Source organism: Streptomyces sp. NPDC058683 (genome assembly GCF_042716195.1).
Lineage (GTDB): Bacteria > Actinomycetota > Actinomycetes > Streptomycetales > Streptomycetaceae > Streptomyces.
The window spans coordinates 15,708-35,138 of the sequence record NZ_JBHXSK010000059.1 but is presented as its reverse complement, the minus strand read 5'-3'; the positions used below and the strand labels follow the sequence as shown (position 1 = coordinate 35,138).

Annotated in this window: 16 protein-coding genes and 1 pseudogene; 9 read left to right on the top strand and 8 right to left on the bottom strand. The window is 71.0% G+C overall.

Annotated elements, in window-relative coordinates; all coding sequences use genetic code 11:
* Positions 1 to 198: 198 nt before the first annotated feature.
* Complete coding sequence (locus tag ACFWXC_RS43935) at positions 199 to 642, bottom strand: SMI1/KNR4 family protein (protein WP_384488266.1); 444 nt, start codon at positions 640 to 642, stop codon at positions 199 to 201.
* A 7-nt stretch (positions 643 to 649) separates the two neighbouring features.
* Positions 650 to 1,417, bottom strand: a complete 768-nt coding sequence (locus ACFWXC_RS43930) for a methyltransferase domain-containing protein (protein WP_384488264.1) — start codon at positions 1,415 to 1,417, stop codon at positions 650 to 652.
* A 28-nt stretch (positions 1,418 to 1,445) separates the two neighbouring features.
* Between ACFWXC_RS43930 and ACFWXC_RS43925 the strand changes: the two genes are divergently transcribed.
* The gene (locus tag ACFWXC_RS43925) at positions 1,446 to 1,934 is read left to right on the top strand and encodes a MerR family transcriptional regulator (protein WP_384488341.1); all 489 of its coding nucleotides are present in this window, start codon (positions 1,446 to 1,448) and stop codon (positions 1,932 to 1,934) included.
* Here ACFWXC_RS43925 and ACFWXC_RS43920 read toward each other — a convergent pair.
* The 3 genes and pseudogenes from ACFWXC_RS43920 to ACFWXC_RS43910 all read right to left on the bottom strand — a co-directional run.
* On the bottom strand, positions 1,822 to 2,160 hold the full coding sequence (locus tag ACFWXC_RS43920) for a transposase (protein WP_384488262.1): 339 nt from the start codon (positions 2,158 to 2,160) through the stop codon (positions 1,822 to 1,824). The genes ACFWXC_RS43925 and ACFWXC_RS43920 overlap by 113 nt on opposite strands.
* A gap of 77 nt (positions 2,161 to 2,237) precedes the next feature.
* Entirely contained in the window at positions 2,238 to 2,531 is a 294-nt protein-coding gene (locus ACFWXC_RS43915; protein WP_384488260.1) for a MarR family transcriptional regulator, read from the bottom strand.
* Positions 2,532 to 2,616: 85 nt separating this feature from the next.
* Positions 2,617 to 3,534: pseudogene (locus ACFWXC_RS43910) on the bottom strand (LysR family transcriptional regulator); the annotation flags it as partial.
* A 95-nt stretch (positions 3,535 to 3,629) separates the two neighbouring features.
* Between ACFWXC_RS43910 and ACFWXC_RS43905 the strand changes: the two are divergent.
* A complete protein-coding gene (locus ACFWXC_RS43905; protein WP_384488258.1) occupies positions 3,630 to 4,787 on the top strand; it encodes a nuclear transport factor 2 family protein in 1,158 nt (385 codons plus the stop codon).
* A 228-nt stretch (positions 4,788 to 5,015) separates the two neighbouring features.
* Here ACFWXC_RS43905 and ACFWXC_RS43900 read toward each other — a convergent pair whose 3' ends face one another.
* Positions 5,016 to 5,570: a hypothetical protein gene (locus ACFWXC_RS43900; RefSeq protein ID WP_384488256.1), complete on the bottom strand. Its 555-nt coding sequence runs from the start codon at positions 5,568 to 5,570 to the stop codon at positions 5,016 to 5,018.
* A gap of 189 nt (positions 5,571 to 5,759) precedes the next feature.
* On the opposite strand from ACFWXC_RS43900, the gene ACFWXC_RS43895 reads away from it, so the two are divergent.
* The gene (locus ACFWXC_RS43895; RefSeq protein WP_384488254.1) at positions 5,760 to 9,023 is read left to right on the top strand and encodes a BTAD domain-containing putative transcriptional regulator; all 3,264 of its coding nucleotides are present in this window, start codon (positions 5,760 to 5,762) and stop codon (positions 9,021 to 9,023) included.
* Here the strand turns inward: ACFWXC_RS43895 and ACFWXC_RS43890 are convergent.
* Positions 8,996 to 9,934, bottom strand: a complete 939-nt coding sequence (locus ACFWXC_RS43890; protein WP_384488252.1) for a PH domain-containing protein — start codon at positions 9,932 to 9,934, stop codon at positions 8,996 to 8,998. The two genes, ACFWXC_RS43895 and ACFWXC_RS43890, sit on opposite strands and share 28 nt — an antisense overlap.
* 257 nt (positions 9,935 to 10,191) lie before the next feature.
* Here ACFWXC_RS43890 and ACFWXC_RS43885 point away from each other — a divergent pair, with 257 nt between their 5' ends.
* From ACFWXC_RS43885 to ACFWXC_RS43860, 6 genes are all read left to right on the top strand, one after another.
* The gene (locus tag ACFWXC_RS43885; RefSeq protein ID WP_384488250.1) at positions 10,192 to 11,217 is read left to right on the top strand and encodes a LacI family DNA-binding transcriptional regulator; all 1,026 of its coding nucleotides are present in this window, start codon (positions 10,192 to 10,194) and stop codon (positions 11,215 to 11,217) included.
* Positions 11,218 to 11,496: 279 nt separating this feature from the next.
* On the top strand, positions 11,497 to 12,738 hold the full coding sequence (locus ACFWXC_RS43880; protein ID WP_384488248.1) for an extracellular solute-binding protein: 1,242 nt from the start codon (positions 11,497 to 11,499) through the stop codon (positions 12,736 to 12,738).
* Between the two features lie 19 nt (positions 12,739 to 12,757).
* Positions 12,758 to 13,780: a carbohydrate ABC transporter permease gene (locus ACFWXC_RS43875; protein ID WP_384488246.1), complete on the top strand. Its 1,023-nt coding sequence runs from the start codon at positions 12,758 to 12,760 to the stop codon at positions 13,778 to 13,780.
* A gap of 1 nt (position 13,781) precedes the next feature.
* Positions 13,782 to 14,675: a carbohydrate ABC transporter permease gene (locus ACFWXC_RS43870; RefSeq protein ID WP_384488244.1), complete on the top strand. Its 894-nt coding sequence runs from the start codon at positions 13,782 to 13,784 to the stop codon at positions 14,673 to 14,675.
* Between the two features lie 169 nt (positions 14,676 to 14,844).
* The gene (locus ACFWXC_RS43865) at positions 14,845 to 16,845 is read left to right on the top strand and encodes a TIM-barrel domain-containing protein (RefSeq protein ID WP_384488339.1); all 2,001 of its coding nucleotides are present in this window, start codon (positions 14,845 to 14,847) and stop codon (positions 16,843 to 16,845) included.
* Positions 16,846 to 16,921: 76 nt separating this feature from the next.
* The gene (locus tag ACFWXC_RS43860; RefSeq protein ID WP_384488242.1) at positions 16,922 to 18,772 is read left to right on the top strand and encodes a beta-xylosidase; all 1,851 of its coding nucleotides are present in this window, start codon (positions 16,922 to 16,924) and stop codon (positions 18,770 to 18,772) included.
* A 64-nt stretch (positions 18,773 to 18,836) separates the two neighbouring features.
* On the opposite strand, the gene ACFWXC_RS43855 is transcribed toward ACFWXC_RS43860, so the two are convergent.
* Positions 18,837 to 19,397, bottom strand: coding sequence for a hypothetical protein (locus ACFWXC_RS43855; RefSeq protein WP_384488240.1), 561 nt, complete (start codon positions 19,395 to 19,397; stop codon positions 18,837 to 18,839).
* Positions 19,398 to 19,431 lie beyond the last annotated feature (34 nt).

Below are 19,431 nucleotides of genomic sequence, written 5' to 3'. Positions count from 1 at the left end.
GTGAGGGTCCAACTGCGTGCCAACGCCCGTGCACGGCTGCGGACACCCGCGAACGCCCATGGACGGCTGCAGCAGGTGAGAAGCGCCCTGGCCCGAGGTCGAGCACTTGCCCAGGTTGCTTCGGGACAGGTGGGTTGTGGGTTCAGATCCGGCAACTCCGATGGAGAAGTACCAGTTTGGGGCAGCGGGGCAGCTGGTCTACGAAGTGGGTCGGCTTTCCATCAGTGTTTCCACCGTCAGGGTTCCTGCCGGCGTGCCGGTCAGCCATTCCGCGAGGTTCACGCCCTGGGGCCGGCACTCGCCTTCGTGGTTGCACCACATGGCACCCGCAGGATCGCGGAAGTCGACCAGCGACCAGACGGTGCAGCCCCAGTCGTGGATCAGCACCACGCCTTCCGGGATATGGCCGGACGGATCCGGGCCGTCCTGGTACAGCTCGGCGATGTCCGCGAAGTTGCCCTGCGCGGCCCCACCGCTCACTCCCAGGACTCCTTCGTCCGGACCGAATCCGCCGTTGGCGACTTCGACGTACAGGCGCCGCAGGAGAGGGGGCAGGGGGAATCCGATGACCTCTTCCGCCGCGGCGACAGCCTCCGGTGTCGCGGGCGGTGGCAAAGTCCCCGCCTGGGCCGCGATCCGCAACGCCTCGTCACCGTGCAGTCGCCGCTGCCATGAACATCGGCAGTGCCAGGAACAGGCGGTCGGTCTCGGCCCGCGCACGCTGCTCGGCGATCCAGCTGTCCGTCTGCTCGCGCGTGACGGCGCCGCCGAAGCGGGCTCCTTCGGCCAATCCGATGATCAGGGGCAACAGCGCCGGCTCGGTGAACACGCCCGTGCGCACCTCGACGGTCACGTCGCGGAAGCCGGTGTCCAACAGGAGGTTGCGGTAGCGGCGAGCGGCACGCGGGCCGACGGTCAGGTCGGCCCGGGCGTGCACGATGGTGCGGGTGAGGGCCGGATCGTCGGAGTCGATGACGACGGTGTCCCAGTCCTGGCCGACCAGCACGATCCGCCCTCCTGGCGTGAGAACCCTGCGGGCCTGTGCCAACGCCCGCTCGGGCTCGGCCAGTTCATGGAACACCTTGTCGGCCCGGTAGCCGTCCACCGAGGCGTCCGCCAGCGGCAGCTCGTACGCCCCCGCGATCCGGAAGTCCGCCTCGGGCCACCGCCCGCGGGCCACGGCGATCATGTCCTCGCTCGGGTCCACGCCGACAGCCCGCACGCCCCGTTCCACCAGATCCGCCACGGCCCGTCCGGTGCCGCAGCCCACGTCGACCACGGACGTTCCGGGCAGGGCGCCGAGCAGGTCGTAGGACCGAGCCCGCAGTTCCTCGGCACCCGGCAGGCAATCGGCCGCGTCGAGTCGCGCGATGAGGTCGTCCGTCGGCTGACGTGTCTGTTCGGTCTTCCTGGCCATGAGCGACAGGTTGGGACTTAATGTCGGCATGAAGTCAAGCGAGCACAGGACGCCTGCCGGCGGTGAGCACGGCCCGATGAGCATCGGCGCCCTCGCCGGACGCTTCGGTCTCGCCACGCATGTCCTGCGTCACTGGGAGACGATGGGGCTCATCGCCCCCGCACGCGACGCGGCCGGCCGTCGCCGGTACGGCACCGTCGACGTCCCACGCGTCGCCGTCATCCTGCGGGCCAAGGAGGCAGGGCTCTCCCTCGACACGATCCGCTCGCTGGTCGCCACCGACGATGCCGTGATGCGGCGGAACATCCTGCGCGAGGAGGCCGAGGCGCTTCGCTCCCGTATCGCTGCTGCGCAGGCCTCACTCGAACTCATCGAATGCGCCCTCGGCTGCGATCAGGAAGACTTCACCCAGTGCGCCCATTCCCGGCAGGTGGTGGCTGATCGCATCGGCGCGGACGCTGCCGTCCGCACACCCGTCCGAGCCCCTGCGCCCGGCGCAAGCCCTGCAGTGCGCTGAGTACGCGGTGCCAGGTGCCGTCCCGGTGTTGGCGGCTGAACAGATCGTGCGCGCGCATCCACGGGCCGTACCGCTCGGGCATGTCCCGCCACGGGATGCCGGTACGGGCCCGGAACCGTATGCCGTCGATCCGTTGCCGGCGGGTCCACGCAGGCGGTCGCCCGGGCTTCTTCCGCTTCGGCAGCAGTGGCTCCGGCACCGGCCATGGCTCATCCGTGGCTGACACCGGCTGCGCGTGGGAGCGATGCCTCCGCCATAGGGCCCGCCATGGGGCCCGCCATGGGGCCCGCCATGGGGCTCGGTTCAGCTTTGCTCGTCGCCGCCGACCGCGGCTTCGTACGCGAGCAGGGTGTCGATGAACAGCTGCCGCTGATCCGGCGTCAGGGGAGCCAGGGCCTTGCGCCACGCGGATGCGCCCGGGGCGAGCCAGGCAGTGATCGCGTGTTGCTGGTCGGCCGCGATGCCGATGATCCGACGACGCCGGTCGGCCTCGTCCTCACGCCGCTCCAGAATCCCCTTCCGGCTCAGGTCACCGACCAGCAGGCTCACCGTCGTCGGTGCGACCTGCAGCCGGGCGGCCAGTTCGTTGACGGTCATCGGGCCGTCGAAGAGCAGGTAGGAAAGGAGCGAGAGATACCGTGATGCCGTCGTGAAGTGCCGGCGCGGCGGCGTGGGCGCCCGTCTCGGCCGGCTGGTGAGCGGCTGGGGCCGGACGGACCGAGGCGAAGGCCGTGGCGAGCCGGTCGTGCAGGGGCGCTGCAAAGGGATGGGGGTCACGACGTGGCGTGATCGTGTAGATGCCGCGGGTCGGGGGATCGACGAGGTCCACGGTGGTGACGTCGGTCCGCAGCGCGCGCGTCAGCACCCCGGGTATCAGCGCGATGGCGTGGCCGGTGGCGACCAGGGCCAGCTTGCCGGGCAGATCGGCCGCGGTGAGGTCGATGCGGGCGCTGACTCCAGCGCGGGCGGCGTGCCGGCGCAGGAGTGCTGCCGAGCCGTCGTTGTCCTCGGCCCAGGTCTGGTCGGCCAGCGTCCGCAGGTGTACCGGGCCGCGTCCGGCCTGCGGATGGCCGACGGGCAGGACGACGACCATGTGGTCGATGCCGAGGAACCGTCGGTCGATCCGCGGGTCCTGGGGCAGCCCTGGTGGTGCGTCGGTGACGACAGCGATGTCGAGATCGCCGGCGATCACCCGGTTGTGCAGTTGTTCGCTCAGGCCGGGCAGCAGGCTCCACCGGAGGGATCCGGCCCGGTCCAGCAGGCTCCGGATGGCTTCGGGGACGATCCCCGCGGCCAGGGAGGGTGTCGCACCGACCGCCAGCGGCCGGTCGAACGTCCCGTCACGCACGTCTCGCGCGGCGCGAACGGCGCGGTCGGCCTCGTTGAGCGTGGCCAGGGCGTGGCGCCGGAACACCTCGCCGGCGGGTGTCGGACGCACACCGCGCGCATGGCGCTCCAGCAGAGGCACTCCGAGCTGCCGCTCCAGCCCCGCCATCTGCCGGGAGACGGCCGACTGCGTGTGACTGAGCTCGGCGGCCGCAGCCGACAGCGACCCGAGTCGGCACACGGTCACGAAGGTCTGCCACACGGTCAGTTCCATGGCGCCAGTATGACCAGCCGGTATGCGAGTGCCGCAGGACTGCCCTGCTGAATCTGCGCTTGTCGCAGTCATCGCCGTGCACCAATGTGGCGCGCATGACCACACCGCACACGATCGCCGTCCTCGGCCTGGGGCGCATGGGCCACGCCCTCGCGACACGGCTCACCGCCCAGGGCTGGGACGTCGTCGGCTGGACACGCTCCGGGCGCACATCGGGCGCCGTCAGGACGACCGGCGATCCGAACGACGCTGTGGCGAAGGCCGACCTCGTGCTCCTGGCGTTGTTCGACGGCCCGGCCTGCCGGCAGGTCCTCGACGACGTCCGCGGCTCGCTGCGAACGGACACGATCGTGCTGAACACCAGTACCGTCGCCCCCGCCGAAGCGTCGGAGCTGGCCCGGCGGCTCGGCCCGTCCTACATCCACGCGCCCGTACTCGGCTCCGTGCCGGCTGCGGCCGCCGGCACCCTGCAGATTCTTGCCGCCGCCGGCCAGGACGCGCTCGACCGAGCCCGACCGGCTCTGGAGACGCTGGGCACCGTGCGGCGCGTCGACGACGCCTCCACCGCCGCCGCGCTCAAGCTGATCGCCAACAGCAGCCTCGCCGGCGCCGTCCTCGCGCTGCGCGACTCACTGCGGCAGGCCGACGCCCTCGGCCTGCCCCGTGCCCAGGTGCTCGACGTCCTCGAACTCGGCCGGCTCGGCGGGCTCGTGACCCGCAAACGCCCCTTCCTCGCCGGCCGGTCGGCCACGGCCACGGCCGAATTCACGATCGGCGCGCTGGCCAAGGACATGGCTCTGCTGGCCGCCGCGTCGGACACCCCTCTGCGCAGCGCAGCCGACCTGGCCGACACGTCTGCCGCCCCCGAGGCCGACATCGCCGTTGCCGCCACGGTCCCCGCCGTGGCGGACGCCGTGCTCGAACCGCTCCGCGCCTACATCCGCGGACACGCCACCGGCGACCCCACCCACTTCCGCGACGCGTTCCTGCCCACCGCTCACATCGAGGGAATCCGGGACGGCGCATTCGTCTCGTGGCCCCTGGACGCGTACTGCGCGCTCTTCCACGGCCGACCGGCTCCGGACGAACCGGCCCGCTCCCGCCGCATCGACGCCATCGACGTCCACGGCACCGTCGCGACCGCGACCATGACGCTCCGGCACGGCGCGGACACCTTCACCGACGTCTTCCTGCTGGTCCGGGTCGACGACAGTTGGCGCATCGCCAACAAGGTCTATCACCGGCACTCCTGAGAGGGCGGGAGGTTCCGGTACGGCAGCCGTCGCCGTTGTCGCCCGCGGCACCGGTTCTCTCGGAGCGCGCGCCGCAGGCCTCGGATGAACTCGCCCCCGCCTCGGGGAACGATCACCGAGCACACGGGGAACGATCTTCGCGGGCCAGGAAGGCGCTGGTCGATCCCGCCCGTGAACACCGTCTTGCAAAAGTGGTTCACGAACACCAGCGCGCGACGGTCCTGTCGTTCAAGGCAGGTGTCTGTCCGGTCCGCCCGGTGGCTGTCGAGGGACAGTGGCCGATGGCGTGTCACCGGCGACGAGGGCAGCCGGCAAGGCGACTAGGCGACCGTCGGTCTCCCACACCGGCGTGACCAGCACGCGCTCGGCCTCGGCAGACGACCCCACGTCCAGGTCATTCGCCCTGTCCATGTGCGCCACCACGGGGTTACCGGCCGACGCGCTCCCGGACCTGCGGGTGCCCAGGGTGATGTACCCCGTCCGGCGCTCCGCGCGGAGCACGGCGCGGGCCGCCGCGAGGATCTCCTGGTCCGTCTCCGCCCCGCAGGATGTCAGGACCTGGAGCAGCCGCGTCCGCCACACGTCGGGGTCCGTCTCGTACGCGTCCAGCACCCGTACGCCATAGCCGGCGCGCACGCCGTCGCCGCCATCACTGGCCAACCGCCGGCGGACCGCCTCTCTCAGCTCCGTGCAGAGGTCGTGGACGGTTCCACGCGGAGTGTCGGTGAGTCCGGCCGCCGCTCCTGCGGCCAACGCGGTGACCACCAGCTCCACTTCAGCCACTGGGCCCTGCCCCCTTCGGTTGTGCGGGTTGTGCAATGTCGTGTCCGCCACCCTGGCCGGGGGTGCTGCAATGCTGATGAAATTCCGATGATGCAGGGGAGCGGAGGCCACGCAGTGGACGGGGGAATTCCTCAGCGGCTGCGGATCGAGGTGCTCGGGCCGTTACGGGCCTGGCGGGGCGGAAAGCCCTTGGATCTGGGGCCTGTCAAGCGGCAGGCCGTGCTGGTCGCGGTGCTGCTCCGTCAGGGTGCCGTGGTGAGCCATGAGCAACTGCTCGACTCGGTGTGGGGGTCGGAGCCACCCGCATCCGGCCACAAGGTGCTGGCCAGTCACGTGAACCCGCTGCGCAGGGCACTCGACGCCGAAGGCACCCGGCATACGGACTCGGTGATCCGCAGCGGCAAGGGCTGGTACCGCTTCGTCACCGACGACGTCCGGCTCGATGTGGCGGACCTGGCCGAGCGGGCCGACGAGGCGCTGCGCACCAGAGCGTCCGGTGACCTGGCCACCACGACGGACCAGTTGTCCATGGCGCTCGCGCTGTTCCAGGGCGAGCCCCTGGCCGGGCTGCCGGGACCGTTCGCGCAGGCCGAGCGGGAACGGCTGATGGAGCGCCGGCGAACGCTCCGGCTGGCCAGGCTGGAGTCGCTGGTCCTGCTCGGCCGGTTCACCGACGCCCTGGACGACCTCGCCGCGTTGTCCGCGTCCGATCCGTACGACGAGTCTCTGCTGGCCTTGCGTATGCGGGCTCTGTACGGCTGCGAACGTCAGACCGAAGCGCTGAACGCCTATGAGGACATGCGCGTACACCTGCGTGACGAACTGGGCGTCGACCCCGGTGAGGAGCTCCGCCGGGTGTACGAAGCGGTGCTGCGCCAGGACGGCACCCGCCTCCTGCGTCCGGCCGCTCTTCCTCCACCCGCTCACCCGCCGCACAACAGCGGCCCGCCCACCCCGGCCGAACTGCCGCACGACGTCGCGGGATTCACCGGCCGTGCCGACGAACTCGCCCGACTGCACGCGTTGCTCACGCCGGAGCAGAGCCCGCAATCGACGAACACCGTGGTCATCTCCGCCATCGGCGGCGCCGCGGGCATCGGCAAGACCGCTCTGGCGGTGCACTGGGCGCACCAGGTGCGGGACCGTTTCCCGGACGGTCAGCTGTATGTGAACCTGCACGGCTTCGACCAGGACCGAGAGCCGCTCAAGGCCGGCGAAGCTCTTGAGCTGCTGCTGCGCAGCCTGGGGCTCGCGGCATCGGAGATCCCTTCGAACGACGAGTCCCAGGCGCGCGTCTACCGGACCCTGCTGGCCGGCCGACGGCTGCTTGTCCTGCTGGACAACGCGGCTTCGGCGGAGCAGGTACGTCCGCTGCTCCCGGGCAGCCCGTCCTGCTGTGTCGTCGTCACCAGCCGCAACCGGCTCGGGGACCTCGTGGCGCGTGACGGGGCGCACGCCCTGCCGTTGGATCTCCTCCTGCCGGCCGAGGCACGCGCGCTGCTGGGTGAGGCCCTCGGCGCGGACCGGCTTTCCGCCGAACCGCTCGCCGCCGACGAACTGATCCGGCTGTGCGACGGCCTCCCGCTGGCGCTGCGCGTGGCCGCCGCCCGGCCGGCGGGCGATCCGAGCCTGCGCCTGGCCGATCTGGTCACCGAACTGGCCGAGGGGAACCGGCTGGAGGCGCTGGAGCCGGACGGTGACGACAACTCCCCCTTGCGGAGCGCCTTTTCCGGGTCGTACCGAGTGCTGGCTCCTGCCGCGCGTCGCCTGTTCCGTCTGCTCGGCCTGTTCCCCGGACCGGAGCTCACCGCGGCATGCGCGGCAGTCCTCCTGGACGCACCACTGCAGCAGACCCGGCGCCTTCTCGGCGTGCTGGCCGCAGCCCACCTGATCGAACCCGTGACGGTGGGCCGCTACCGTTTCCATGATCTCCTTCGCGAGTACGCGCTGGAGCGGGCGCGGGTGGAGGAGACGGCGGCGGATCGCGACGCCGCGTTGCGACGACTCCTGATCTGGTACCTGAACGCCGTTCGCGCCATCTCGGGAACCGTGCTCTTCCCAGAGCTGCCCTCCGACCTCCGCGCCCAGGACGGTCGGCCGGGCACGCCGTCCGCCGCCGACGCCGAACAGTGGCTGGAGGCAGAGCGTGCAAACCTGCTCGCCGTCGTCAACCATGCCTGCCGCCATGGTCCCCGCCACGTCGCCTGGCACCTGACCGACGCCCTGTACGGCTACTTCTGGGTCTATCTGCCGCGGGCGACGTGGCAGGCCACCGCACAGACGGTGCTGGAAACGGCGGAGGCCGGAAGCGACCTCTACGGCCAGGCGGCCATGCACCACAGCCTCGGACAGGTCCAGTGGGACCGGGGGCACGCCAGGCAGGCGATGGATCACCACGCACGCGCACTGGACATCAGCCGGGAGCTCGGCTGGGCGACAGGCGAGGCGGCGGCTCTCGTCGGCAGAGGCCTGGTGGAATGGAGCATGCCGCGCCTCGACCGTGCGCACGGACATCTCAGCACCGGCGTCCGGATCAGCCGTGAAGCGGGAAGTCTCCACATCGAAGGGCTGGGGCTGGTCGGCCTCGGTATGGCCTGCCGGGATCTGGGCCGGCTGCGCGACGCTGCCGATCACCTCGAACAGGTCATCAGGCGAAAGGAGGAGATCGGCTGGCACGACACCAGCCCGGCTCTGCAGAATCTGGGCTGGGTGTACTGGGAACTCGGCCGTTTCGCCGAGGGCCTTGACGTCCTCGGCCTCGAGGTCACCGCTGCCGAGAGTGCCGGATACCTCAACGCCCGCGCCATGATGCTCGACGCCGTCGCGAAGATCAGTCTTGAGCTCGGCCGCCACGACGAGGCACTGGTGGTCGCCGAGCGCGCCTTTGCCAAGGTAAAGAACACAGGACGGCGCTGGATCAAGGCCGCCATCCTCAACACGATCGCCGCCGTGCACCGGAGACTGGCGTACTTCGACGAGTCCCTTCGGGCCGACGGGATGGCGCTCGCCCTGGCCCGCGAGGCGAGATTCAGGCGTATGGAGGCGGACAGCATCCTCGGGCTGTCCCTCACGCACCGGCAGCTGGGCCGCCACGACGAGGCCCGCCGCCATGCCGAGCAGTCGCTGCGTCTTGCACGTGAATACGGCTTCCGGGTGGTGGAGGCACAGGCCCTGACCGTCCTGTGCGGTACGGCGGAGTCCGAGTCGGCGTATCCCACAGCCGTCGCCCTCGGCCGGGAGGCACTGGCCATACACCGTGAGACCGGCCACCGACTCGGTGAAGCCCGCACCCTCGTGGCACTCGCCCGAGCCCTCCGGAAGACCGACGATGCTGCCTCCGGATCGGCGCGGCAGCAGGCCTTGCAGATCTACACGGATGTGGGTGTGCCGACGGAGGAGTGCCAGGACCTGGAGGACAGCGGCCGTCAGCCGTCGCGCAGCCGTTTGCGATAGTCGACGACCACGGTCAGGGTGAAGATCAGCAGCGGACCCAGCAGCATGACCGCGAACGGGTTCAGCACCGACTCCAGCCATTCGGGCATGTCCACGAAGAGCGGCAGCAGCGCCAGCCCCATCAGCGGAATGAACGCGCAGCCTGTGACACCGGCCCCTGCCGTGAGGGCCCCCTGACGGCTCTCGCGCCGGCGGATGACGACGGCGGCCTCGGCGTTCGGTGTCCAGTCGGCGCCGCGCAGCTCTGCCCAGGCCTCCAGCAGCACCCCCAGCTCGTACTCCACGTTCACGTGCACATCGTCGAGGAAGGGCAGCAGCACCTTGCTGCCGTCCCTGCCATAGGCATGCACGAGCACGCTGGCCGCGCCCTTCTGCACCGCCCCGGCCAGACTGGCCTCGGCCTTGATGTCCTGGATGTCCGCCCAGGCCAGCCGCCGCCGTCTGACCATGCCCCGCACATGGATCGCCTTGATGTCCACCCTCGTCGAACAGCGCAGGGTGGAGTAGAAGAGCCAGCCCATGAGTGCCAACCACGCGACCGCGAAGGGGTACGTGAACCCGGCGGACAGGTCGTCGGCAGTCAGCAGGCCTCCCAGCAGGCTCAGCGTGCCCACCGCGATCACCACCAGGAACGTCAGCATCCGTTGCCGCGTCATCCGGTACTCGCGCGGCAGAACGTCGTACACCACAGCCCGCCCCCTGCCCGGTGCCCCGGTCGCCGATGGGGCACCATGTTCTTGCCTCAACTCGCCTTTGTCGAGGGGCATTTGGAACGCCGTGTGAAGTCGTGAGGCGCTCGCGGGCCCCGGCGGGTCGATGCAGGCGGATTCGCGGGGCGCGGCCCCGGCCGCGACGAGAAGGGTGCCGGTGCCGTGGCACGCGTCGTGCCACCGGACGAGAAGCTCGATCACGCCGAGTGAGACCCCGTGGCGGCCGACCGCTGCTTCCTGCCCGACCGCGGTGCGTACCGTCCGCCACCCAGGCCGGTGTTCGGCTCCTCCTCTCCTCATCTGGCCGGTTCCTGCTCCTACTTGATGCCGTCCGCTTGCCAGAACTGCTGCAGAACCCTTGACGGCGGCGATACCGCGGGCTTGTAATCGCCATCGAACCGGTTCGCGAACCGGTTCGACCAGGTATCGCAGGCCCCTGTCGGTCCCAGAGGTGAGCAGTGAACATCGGCGAAATCGCCAAACGAGCCGGGGTGTCACGCAGCACCGTGTCGTACGTGCTGAGCGGCAAGCGCCCGGTGTCGGAAGAGGTCAGGGCCCGGGTCGAGCGGGTCATCAAGGAGTCGGGATACCGGCCGAGTGCCACCGCACGCGCGCTGGCCCAAGGCTCCACCAGGGCCTTCGGTCTGGTGATCCCTCCGATGGGAGGCCATCTCAGCATCGACCAGCTGCACTTCGTCGGCTCCGTCGCCGAGGCCGCGGCCGATCACGACTACGACGTCCTGCTGTCGCCCAGTGGTCGCGACGAGGCTTTCGACCGCATGCTCGGCGAGCGCCGGGTGGACGGCGTGATCGTGATGGAGACCGTGCTGCACGATGCCCGGGTGGTGCGGCTGCTGGAGGAGTCGATGCCGTGCGTCACCATCGGTCGTACCGGCAGCGACGCGGAACACGGGTGGGTGGATCTGGACTACGCCGGGCTGGTGACCACGGCCGTGGAGCGGCTGGCGGAGCTCGGGCATCGCAGGATCGCCCTGGTGAACCGCCCGCAGGCGCTCCTGGACCGTGAGTACGGACCTGCCTACCGCGCGCTGGACGCCTTCGAGAAGACCGTGGTCGAACTCGGGCTGCAGGGACGGGCGGTGTGCTGTGAGGACGAGCAGTCCGCCGGACAGGAGTGCGCGCGGGCGCTGCTGGCAGAAGATCCCTCTCTCACCGCCTTGGTGACGATCAACGAACGGTCGCTGGCGGGCGTCCTGCGGGGCCTTCGGCAGGCCGGTCTGCGCCTGCCCGGGGACTTCTCGCTGGTGGCCGTCACCTCGCAGGACAATGCGTGCGGTCTCAGTCCCCAGGTCACCGCCGCCGACGTGCCCACCGCCGAGATGGGGCGCCGGGCCGTCGAGGCGCTGCACCGGGCGGTGACCGGACCGGCCACGTCTCTCGATCACGTGCTGCTCCGGCCTGACCTGGTCGAACGCGGCACCCTGGGACCCGCGCCCGGCCCCGGCGGCGTGCACCCGCGCTGAGGCCCCGTGTCCCGGGGCCGAGCCGCCGAGCCTCGGGACAACACACCCTCGTACCCCGCGCACGTACCCGGCGCTCATACCCGGCGTGCCTCTCAACCGCGCCGACACCGGCCTCGGGCCCCGCCTGTTCCGGCCCCCGTCTTCGGCCGGCACCCCCCAGCCGGTCACACCCCGCCGTCACCGTACGGCCCCTCGTCTGCCCTGCCTGCCCTGCCTGCCCTGTGCCGGCCGGGCACACCGCCCGCGCCGTCCGCGCATCCCTTCCTTCATGGAGCCGCCATGCCCACGCCTGTCAGATCCCGCCGTCCCCGCTCGTCCGTCCCGCTGACGGCGCTGCTCGCCGCGGCCGGTCTCGTACTGACCGCCTGCGGCGGAAGCTCTTCCTCCGACTCCGCGGAGGGCAAGACGATCACCCTGACCGAGATGGACTACTACAACACGGAGCCGCTGCACAGCGCGCTGCCCAAGCAGCTCAAGCAGTGCGGCGACAAGGCCGGGGTCACCGTCAAGCGGCAGGTGGTGCCGGAACTGCGGACCAAGCTGATGCAGTTGGCCGGCAGCCGGGCGATACCGGACCTGGTCCTGCTCGACAATCCCGACCTGCAGCAGCTCGCCGCCACCGGGGCCCTGGCCGACCTCGGGGCGGCCGGTCTGGGCACGGACGGGCTGTACCCGAACATCGTCGCCGCGGGTCAGTACGAGGGGAAGCTGTACGGAGTGGCGCCCGGGGTGAACCAGCTGGCGCTGTACTACAACACGGCGATGTTCAAGAAGGCGGGCATCCAACCGCCCCGCACCTGGGACGAGTTGCGTACGGCGGCCAAGAAGCTCACCGACGGCGAGAAGGTGCGCGGTGTCGGCTTCGCGGTGCCGGCCACGGAAGAGGGCAGTTTCCAGTTCGAGTCCTTCTTCTTCAGCTCGGGTGCCTCGCTGAAGAAGCTCGACTCGCCGCAGGCCGTGGCGGCGCTGCAGCTCCTCAAGGACCTGGTCGCCTCCGGCGCGGCGCCCAAGGACGTGCTCAGCTGGACGCAGGCGAACGTCGAGGAGCAGTTCGCGAACGGTTCCCTGGCCATGATGGTCAACGGTCCCTGGCAGCTGCCCCAGTTGCAGAAGGCGGGGATGAAGGACTTCGGCATCGTGCCGGTTCCCGCCCCGGCCGGCGGCACGTCCTCGAGTGCCCTGGGCGGCGAGGTGTGGGCGGCCGGCAACAACGGCGACAAGGCCCGCAAGGCGGCCGAGGTCATCAAGTGCATGGTGTCGAAGGACAACAGCCTGGCCTGGGCGAAACTCACCAACTACGTGCCGTCCGACGAGTCGGCGGCCGCTGAACTGGCCTCCTCGGTACCCGAGATGAAGACGTTCGTGAAGACCATCGGCACGGCCAAGGGCCGGACGGCGGAACTCGGAGCGGACTATCCGAAGTACTCGCAGGCCATGTGGACGGCCGTGCAGGCGGCGCTGTCGGGCGGCAAGTCGCCGGCGGCGGCCCTGGCCGAGGCGCAGCGCGAGGCGACGCGATGAGGACCGTGCCTGTGGCCGGATGCCGGCCCGGGACCGCCGCCGAATCTGGGCCCGGGGCAGGGAGGAGGTAGCGGTGGCGCTGGCTGTCTCCAAGGACGCCCCCGCCGTGTCCGGCGGCGGGCCGTCGCCGCGGCCGTCCGGGCCTGCCGCCTGGTCGGTGCGCAGCCGGCGGCTGGGCCTGGGATTCGTGGTGCCGGTCGTCGTGTTCGTCGCGGTGTTCTACCTGTATCCGCTGGGCCGCAACGTCGTGCTGTCGTTCCAGGACTACGGCATCAAGTCCCTCTACAGCGGCAAGGCCCCCTTCAACGGCCTCGACAACTACACGAAGCTGCTGGGCGATCCGGTCTTCCACACGGCCGCGGTCAACACGCTGGTGTTCGTCGCGGGTTCTCTCTTCTTCCAGTTCACCATCGGTCTGGGGCTCGCGGAGTTCTTCCACCGTGCCTTTCCGCTGAGCCAGTTGCTGCGCGCGCTGCTGCTGATCCCGTGGCTGCTGCCGCTGGTGGTCTCCGGCACGCTGTTCCGCTGGATGCTCGACACCAGCAACGGTGTCGTCAACCAGATCCTGCTCAACCTGCACCTCGTCCAGCATCCGGTGCCGTGGCTCAACGACCCCGGCACCGCGATGGTCGCCGTGCTGGTCTGCAACGTGTGGATCGGTGTGCCGTTCAACATGGTGATCCTCTACGGCGGTCTGCAGGCCGTTCCGGCGGAGTTGTACGAGGCGGCGTCCCTGGACGGTGCCGGTCGGCGCCAGCAGTTCCGCCACATCACGCTGCCGCAGCTCAGGCCGGTGATCGGCGTCGTGCTGACGCTCGGTCTGATCTACACGCTCAAGGTCTTCGATGTGATCTGGGTGATGACCAAGGGCGGACCGGCCAACGCCACCCACACCGTCACCACCTATGCCTACCAGCTGTCCTTCGGCGGGCTGGCGGAGTTCGGGCTCGGCGCGGCGGCGGGGAACCTGCTGATCGTGGTGGCCGCCGTCTTCGCACTGTTCTATCTGCGCTCGCTACGTGCCGAAGCGGAGAACCACTGACATGACCGTCCATGCTCCCGTCAGGGCCGGTGCGGCTGCTGCCGACGGTGCACGCCGTGCGCGCCGGCGCCGGTCCCTGCCGTCCTGGATCAAGACCACGGCCGGTGTCGCCATTGTCGCGGTCATGCTGTTTCCGCTCTACTGGATGGTGAACGCCTCCTTCCAGACCAATCAGCAGCTGGCCCGGCGCTCCCCGCACTGGCTGCCCTGGGGCGGCACCCTCAGCGGCTACCGGGACGCGCTGTCCCAGCAGGGCGGCCACCTGCTGGCCTCGTTGGTCATCGCGGCCGGTGCCACCCTCCTGACCCTGGCCGTCGCCGCCCCGGCCGCCTACGCCCTGGCGCTGCTGCGCACAGCGGGCGGCCGAACGCTGCTGAGCGTGCTGCTCGTGGTCCAGCTCGTGCCGGGCATCGTGATGGCCAACGCCCTGTACCGGATCTTCGCCTCCGCCGGAATCCTCGACTCGGCGCCGGCGCTGATCCTCGCGGACGCCACCCTCGCCGTACCGTTCGCCGTGCTGATCCTGCGGGCCTTCATGACGGGCATTCCCCGTTCCGTGCTGGAAGCGGCATCGCTGGACGGCGCGGGCACCGTGGGCGCCTTCTGCCGGATCGTGCTGCCCATGTCCCGCAACGCGCTGATCACGTCGGGGCTGTTCGCGTTCCTCTTCGCCTGGGGCGACTTCCTGTTCGCCACCACGCTCAACCTCAACTCCACCACCTGGAAGCCCATCACGGTGGGCCTGTACGACTACATCGGCGCCGGCACCAACACCACCAGCTGGAACTCGGTGATGGCCACGGCCGTCATCTCCTCCCTGCCCGCCGCCCTGTTGCTGGTCATCGCCCAGCGGCATGTGGCAGCCGGTCTCACCGGCGGCGCGGTCAAGGACTGACCGCGAGGACCGACCGCGAGGACCGACCGCGCCGTCCGGTGGGTGCTCCGCGATACCGCCGTCTTCCGCTCCACCCCGCTCTGTCGAAAGGAGCAGTGTGTCCCTGCCCGACACCACCACACCGCCCGTCCCGCCCGCCTCTCAGGCCCCGCAGGCAGCCGAGCACCACATCCCCGCGTCCGTCCCCGATGCCGCGGCCTGCCGGCTCGAGTTCGGTGACGCCGAGCACGTCCTCCGGGTGGAGCCCTGGGGCCCCGACAGCGTCCGGGTACGGGCGGCCCGGCACGGGATCCGCGACGACCTGCCCGGAGCCCTGGGCGCTTCGCCCGCCGCCGCCGACGCTCATGTGCACACGGACACGTCCGGCACCAGGATCCTCACCGTCGGACGCCTGCGGGTGGAGCTGTCGCCGCAGGGGCGGCTGCGTTTCGTGCGCACCGAGGACGGGGCGGAGCTGCTGCGCGAGAGCGTGGGGCATTTCGCGTGGCCCGGCCCGCGCCAGTTCACCCCGGCCGGTGACCACGGCTGCCGGATCGACCAGCGGTTCGCCTCCTACGACGGGGAGCGCTTCTTCGGGCTGGGCCAGCACTCGCACGGGCGCCTCGACCACAAGCACATGGTGATCGATCTCGTACAGCGCAACGGCGAGGTCACCATCCCCTTCACCCTCTCCTCCCGCGGCTACGGCCTGCTGTGGAACCAGCCGGCCGTCGGGCGGGTGGAACTGGCCGCCAACCAGACGCGCTGGGTCGCCGACGCCGCCGAACAGATCGACTACTGGATCACCACTCACCCCACACCGGCCGGCATCATGCACCACTACGCCGACGCCACCGGGCATGCTCCCGTGCTGCCGGAATGGGCCCTCGGCCTGTGGCAGTCCCGGCTGCGCTACCGCACCCAGGACGAACTGCTGGAGGTGGCCCGCGCCTATCAGCGGCGGGGCCTGCCGCTGTCGGTCATCGCCGTCGACTACTTCCACTGGCCGCACCTGGGCGACTGGCGCTTCGACGAGGCCGACTGGCCCGACCCGGCCGGCATGGTGGCCGAGCTCGAGAGCATGGGGGTACGGCCGCTGCTGTCGGTCTGGCCGTCCGTCAGCGTCCTGAGCGAGAACTACGCCCGCATGCGCGACGAGCGGCTGCTGGTCGGCACCGAGCAGGGCCAGCCGTTCCAGCACGTCTTCCCCGACGGCCAGTTCGCCGGCGAGCCGCTGCCGGTGACCTTCTACGACCCGACCGACGAACGGGCCCGCGACTTCGTGTGGAGCCGTGTCAAGCGCAACTACTTCGACCTCGGCTTCCGGCTGTGGTGGCTGGACGCGTGCGAACCGGAGATGTTCCCCGAGCAGTTCGGCAACCTCCGCTACGCGGCGGGTCCCGGCACCGCGGTGGCCAACCTCTACCCGCGCGAACACGTCCGGGGCTTCTACGAGCACACGCGCGCCGCGGGTGAAGAGGTCCCGGTGAGTCTGGTGCGGTCCGCCTGGGCCGGCAGCCAGGCCTACGGGGCCGCCCTGTGGTCGGGCGACATCCCGGCCACGTTCGAGGCGCTGGCCGCGCAGATACGTGCCGGGCTGAGCGCCGGGCTGAGCGGCATCCCGTGGTGGACCACCGACATCGGCGGATTCCACGGCGGCGACCCGGACGACCCCGACTTCCGTGAACTGGTCGTCCGCTGGTTCCAGTTCGCCGTCTTCTGCCCGCTGCTGCGCATGCACGGCCACCGCGAGCCGCGCGACAGCTTCACCGCCGGTCACAGCGGCGGCCCCAACGAACTGTGGTCGTACGGCGAGGAGGCCTACGAGATCCTCACCGGTCAACTCCGGCTGCGCCAGGATCTGCGTCCCTACCTGCATCAGCAGATGGCCGCGGCCGGCGCCAGCGGCGCCCCCGTCATCCGCCCGCTGTTCTTCGGCTTCCCCGAGGACCCCACCGCCTGGACGGTCGAGGACCAGTTCCTGTGCGGCCCCGACCTGCTCATCGCCCCCGTCACCCGGCTCGGCGAGCGCCGCCGCCAGGTCTACCTGCCCGCGGGCGCGGACTGGATCGACACGGCCGGCCACCGCCTCCACCCGGGCGGCCGGACGGTCCCCGCCGACGCGCCGCTCGACCGCATCCCGGTCTTCGTCCGCGACGGCTCCCCCATCGCCGCCGCGTTCGCCCACTGAAGCAGGCCGCCGCCCAGGCGGCCGTCCCCTGGAGCCGCCCCGGCCCACCGGGCTGAGGACAAAGAAGGGACACTCCATGTCGCACCCCCTGCACTCCCCACCGACCGGACCGCACCCACCAGGACTCCACCCGGCCGGACCGCATCCGGCCGGCGGCACCGGCATCCGCCGCCGCGGCGGACTCACCGCGCTGCTCGCCTCGCTCGCCCTGCTCGTCACCGGCGGCCAGCTGGCCGCGACCGCACCGGCGCACGCCGACGGGCAGGCCGTCACCGTCGACCTGGGCACCACCCAGGGCACTGCCACCGGTGTCGGGAGCGGCTTTCTGTACGGGCTGAGCGAGGACGGCAGCGGGCCCGACGACAGCCTGCTGGCCCCGCTCGCCCCACGCTCGGCACGTGGCGGCGGGGCCCGTCTCGACGGCGGCGGATGGGTCGGCGACAACTACACCCCCGGCAGCGGCTACACCCGCCGCCTCAACTCCGCGCTCGCCCAGGCCCGCAGGCTCACCTCACCGCCCTACGACGGCACCTACGACCTGCTCGTCAGCGACATCTGGGGGGCCGACAGCACCCAGCCCGCCGCCACCGTCTATCCCTGCACCGGCGGCGACTGCGGCAACTGGCAGGCCTTCCTGCGCCGCCTGGCCGCCGATGTCGCCGCCTCCGGGGTCAAGGTCCGCTACGACATCTGGAACGAGCCCGCCGGCGCGTTCTTCCCACCCGGCTTCAACACCACGCAGTACTACCAGATGTGGGACACCGCGGTACGCGAGCTGCGGGCCGCCGCCCCGCAGGCGGTGATCGTGGGCCCCTCCCTGTGGGACTTCAGTCCGGGCAACGTCTCCCCCTTCCTCGACCACACCAAAGCCGCCGGCACCGTTCCCGACGTCGTCAACTGGCACTTCAGCGGCACGCCCGTCGCCGACGCCCAGACCATGCGCTCCCTGCTCGACTCCAAGGGGCTGGGCGGACTGCCGCTGTCGATGAACGAGTACCTCCACGGCGATGAGCAGCACGCCGGCTATCAGGCCTGGTACCTGGCCCAGCTGGCGAACTCCGGCATCGATTCCGCCTCCCACGCCATCTGGGACGACTGCTGCGCGGCGGGGACCCTCGACGGCACCCTGGTCCGCAGCAACGGTGTGCTGCGGCCGACCGGCCAGTGGTGGGTCTACAAGGGGTACGCCGACATGACCGGCTCGCGGGCACAGGTCAGCACGCAGGGGACGCTCGCCGCCCTCGCCACCGTCGATCCGGTGCGCAGGAGGGCCTCGGTGCTGGCCGCGGGAACCTCCGGCGTCCCCTCGGCGGATCTCACCATCAACGGCCTGACCAGCCCGGCACTGTCCGGCGGCAGCGGTGTCACGGTCACCGTCCAGCGCATTCCCGACCAGGCGCCCCTGGAGCAGCCCGTCACCGTCAGCAGCCAGACCGTTCCGGCCGGAACCGGCAGCGTGCACCTGTCGCTCGCCGGAGCGGCCGCCCAGGACGCCTTCCTCGTCACCGTCGTCCCCGCCGGCCAGGGCGGCACGACGGTGGATGCCGCCGTGACGGGCAGCGGACCGGACTACTTCCAGTACGGCACGAACTGGGGACAGACCAACGGCGTGGGCGACATGTACAACACCACCGCCAACTGGAGTTACGTTCCCGGCTCGACGGCGCTGCTGCACTTCACGGGCCGGCAGGTGACCCTGCGGGCCGTCCGCGACACCGACCAGGGGCGCATGTACGTCAGCGTCGACGGTTCGGTCCCCGTGAAGGTGGACAACTACGCGCCCGGGCGGGCGGCTTCGTCGAGCGTGTGGACCAGTCCGCAACTGCCGGCCGGACCCCACACCGTCGTGGTCACCGTCGCACCCGACATCAACCCCGCCAGCGGCGGGCACAACATCGCCCTGGACAGCGCCGTGATCCAGAAGTGACCGCACCGCCGGTCCTGCGCCCCGGCGCGGGACCGGCGGCCCTCGCGGTCCTGACCGCCCCCCATCAGGCCCGGCGCCGCGCGGCGGGCTGCGTGCCTCCGGCGGCGGGGGCGGAGACCGGGGTCGTGGTCCGCGCGCGCATCATGAGTCCGGCACTGCGCGTGAGCAGCGCCACGACCGCCATGATCACAAGACCGTTGGTGATGATCCCCGAGACGTCCCCGGGTGCGGCGCCGTGCTGGACGAAGAACGTCGCGAGGCGCGTGCCGTACCAGTGACCGGCGCCGTAGGAGAACACCGAGCGGCCGACCGCGATGACGATCCAGAAGGCGGCGTAGAGGACACCGGCGGTGGAGACGGCCCGGCCGGCCGTGTCGCGGTGGACGCGCATCAGGCCGACGGCGATCAGGCCGACCAGCACGCCGACGGCCGCGCCGCCGACCTCGACGCTCAGGCCGGGTCCCTTCGTGTAGAGCGTGTGGACGAACAGCGGCACGATGGCCGCCGCGATGAACAGGGGGCGGCGCAGCCGTCTGCCGTTGACCTCCTTGGTGCCGAGGTCGGCCTTGAGCGTGGTCGCGAGGACGACGGCGTTCACGATGAGGGCGCTCTGGAGGGGACTCATGGCTCCTGACCAGGATGTGAGGGGGGGTTGCCTG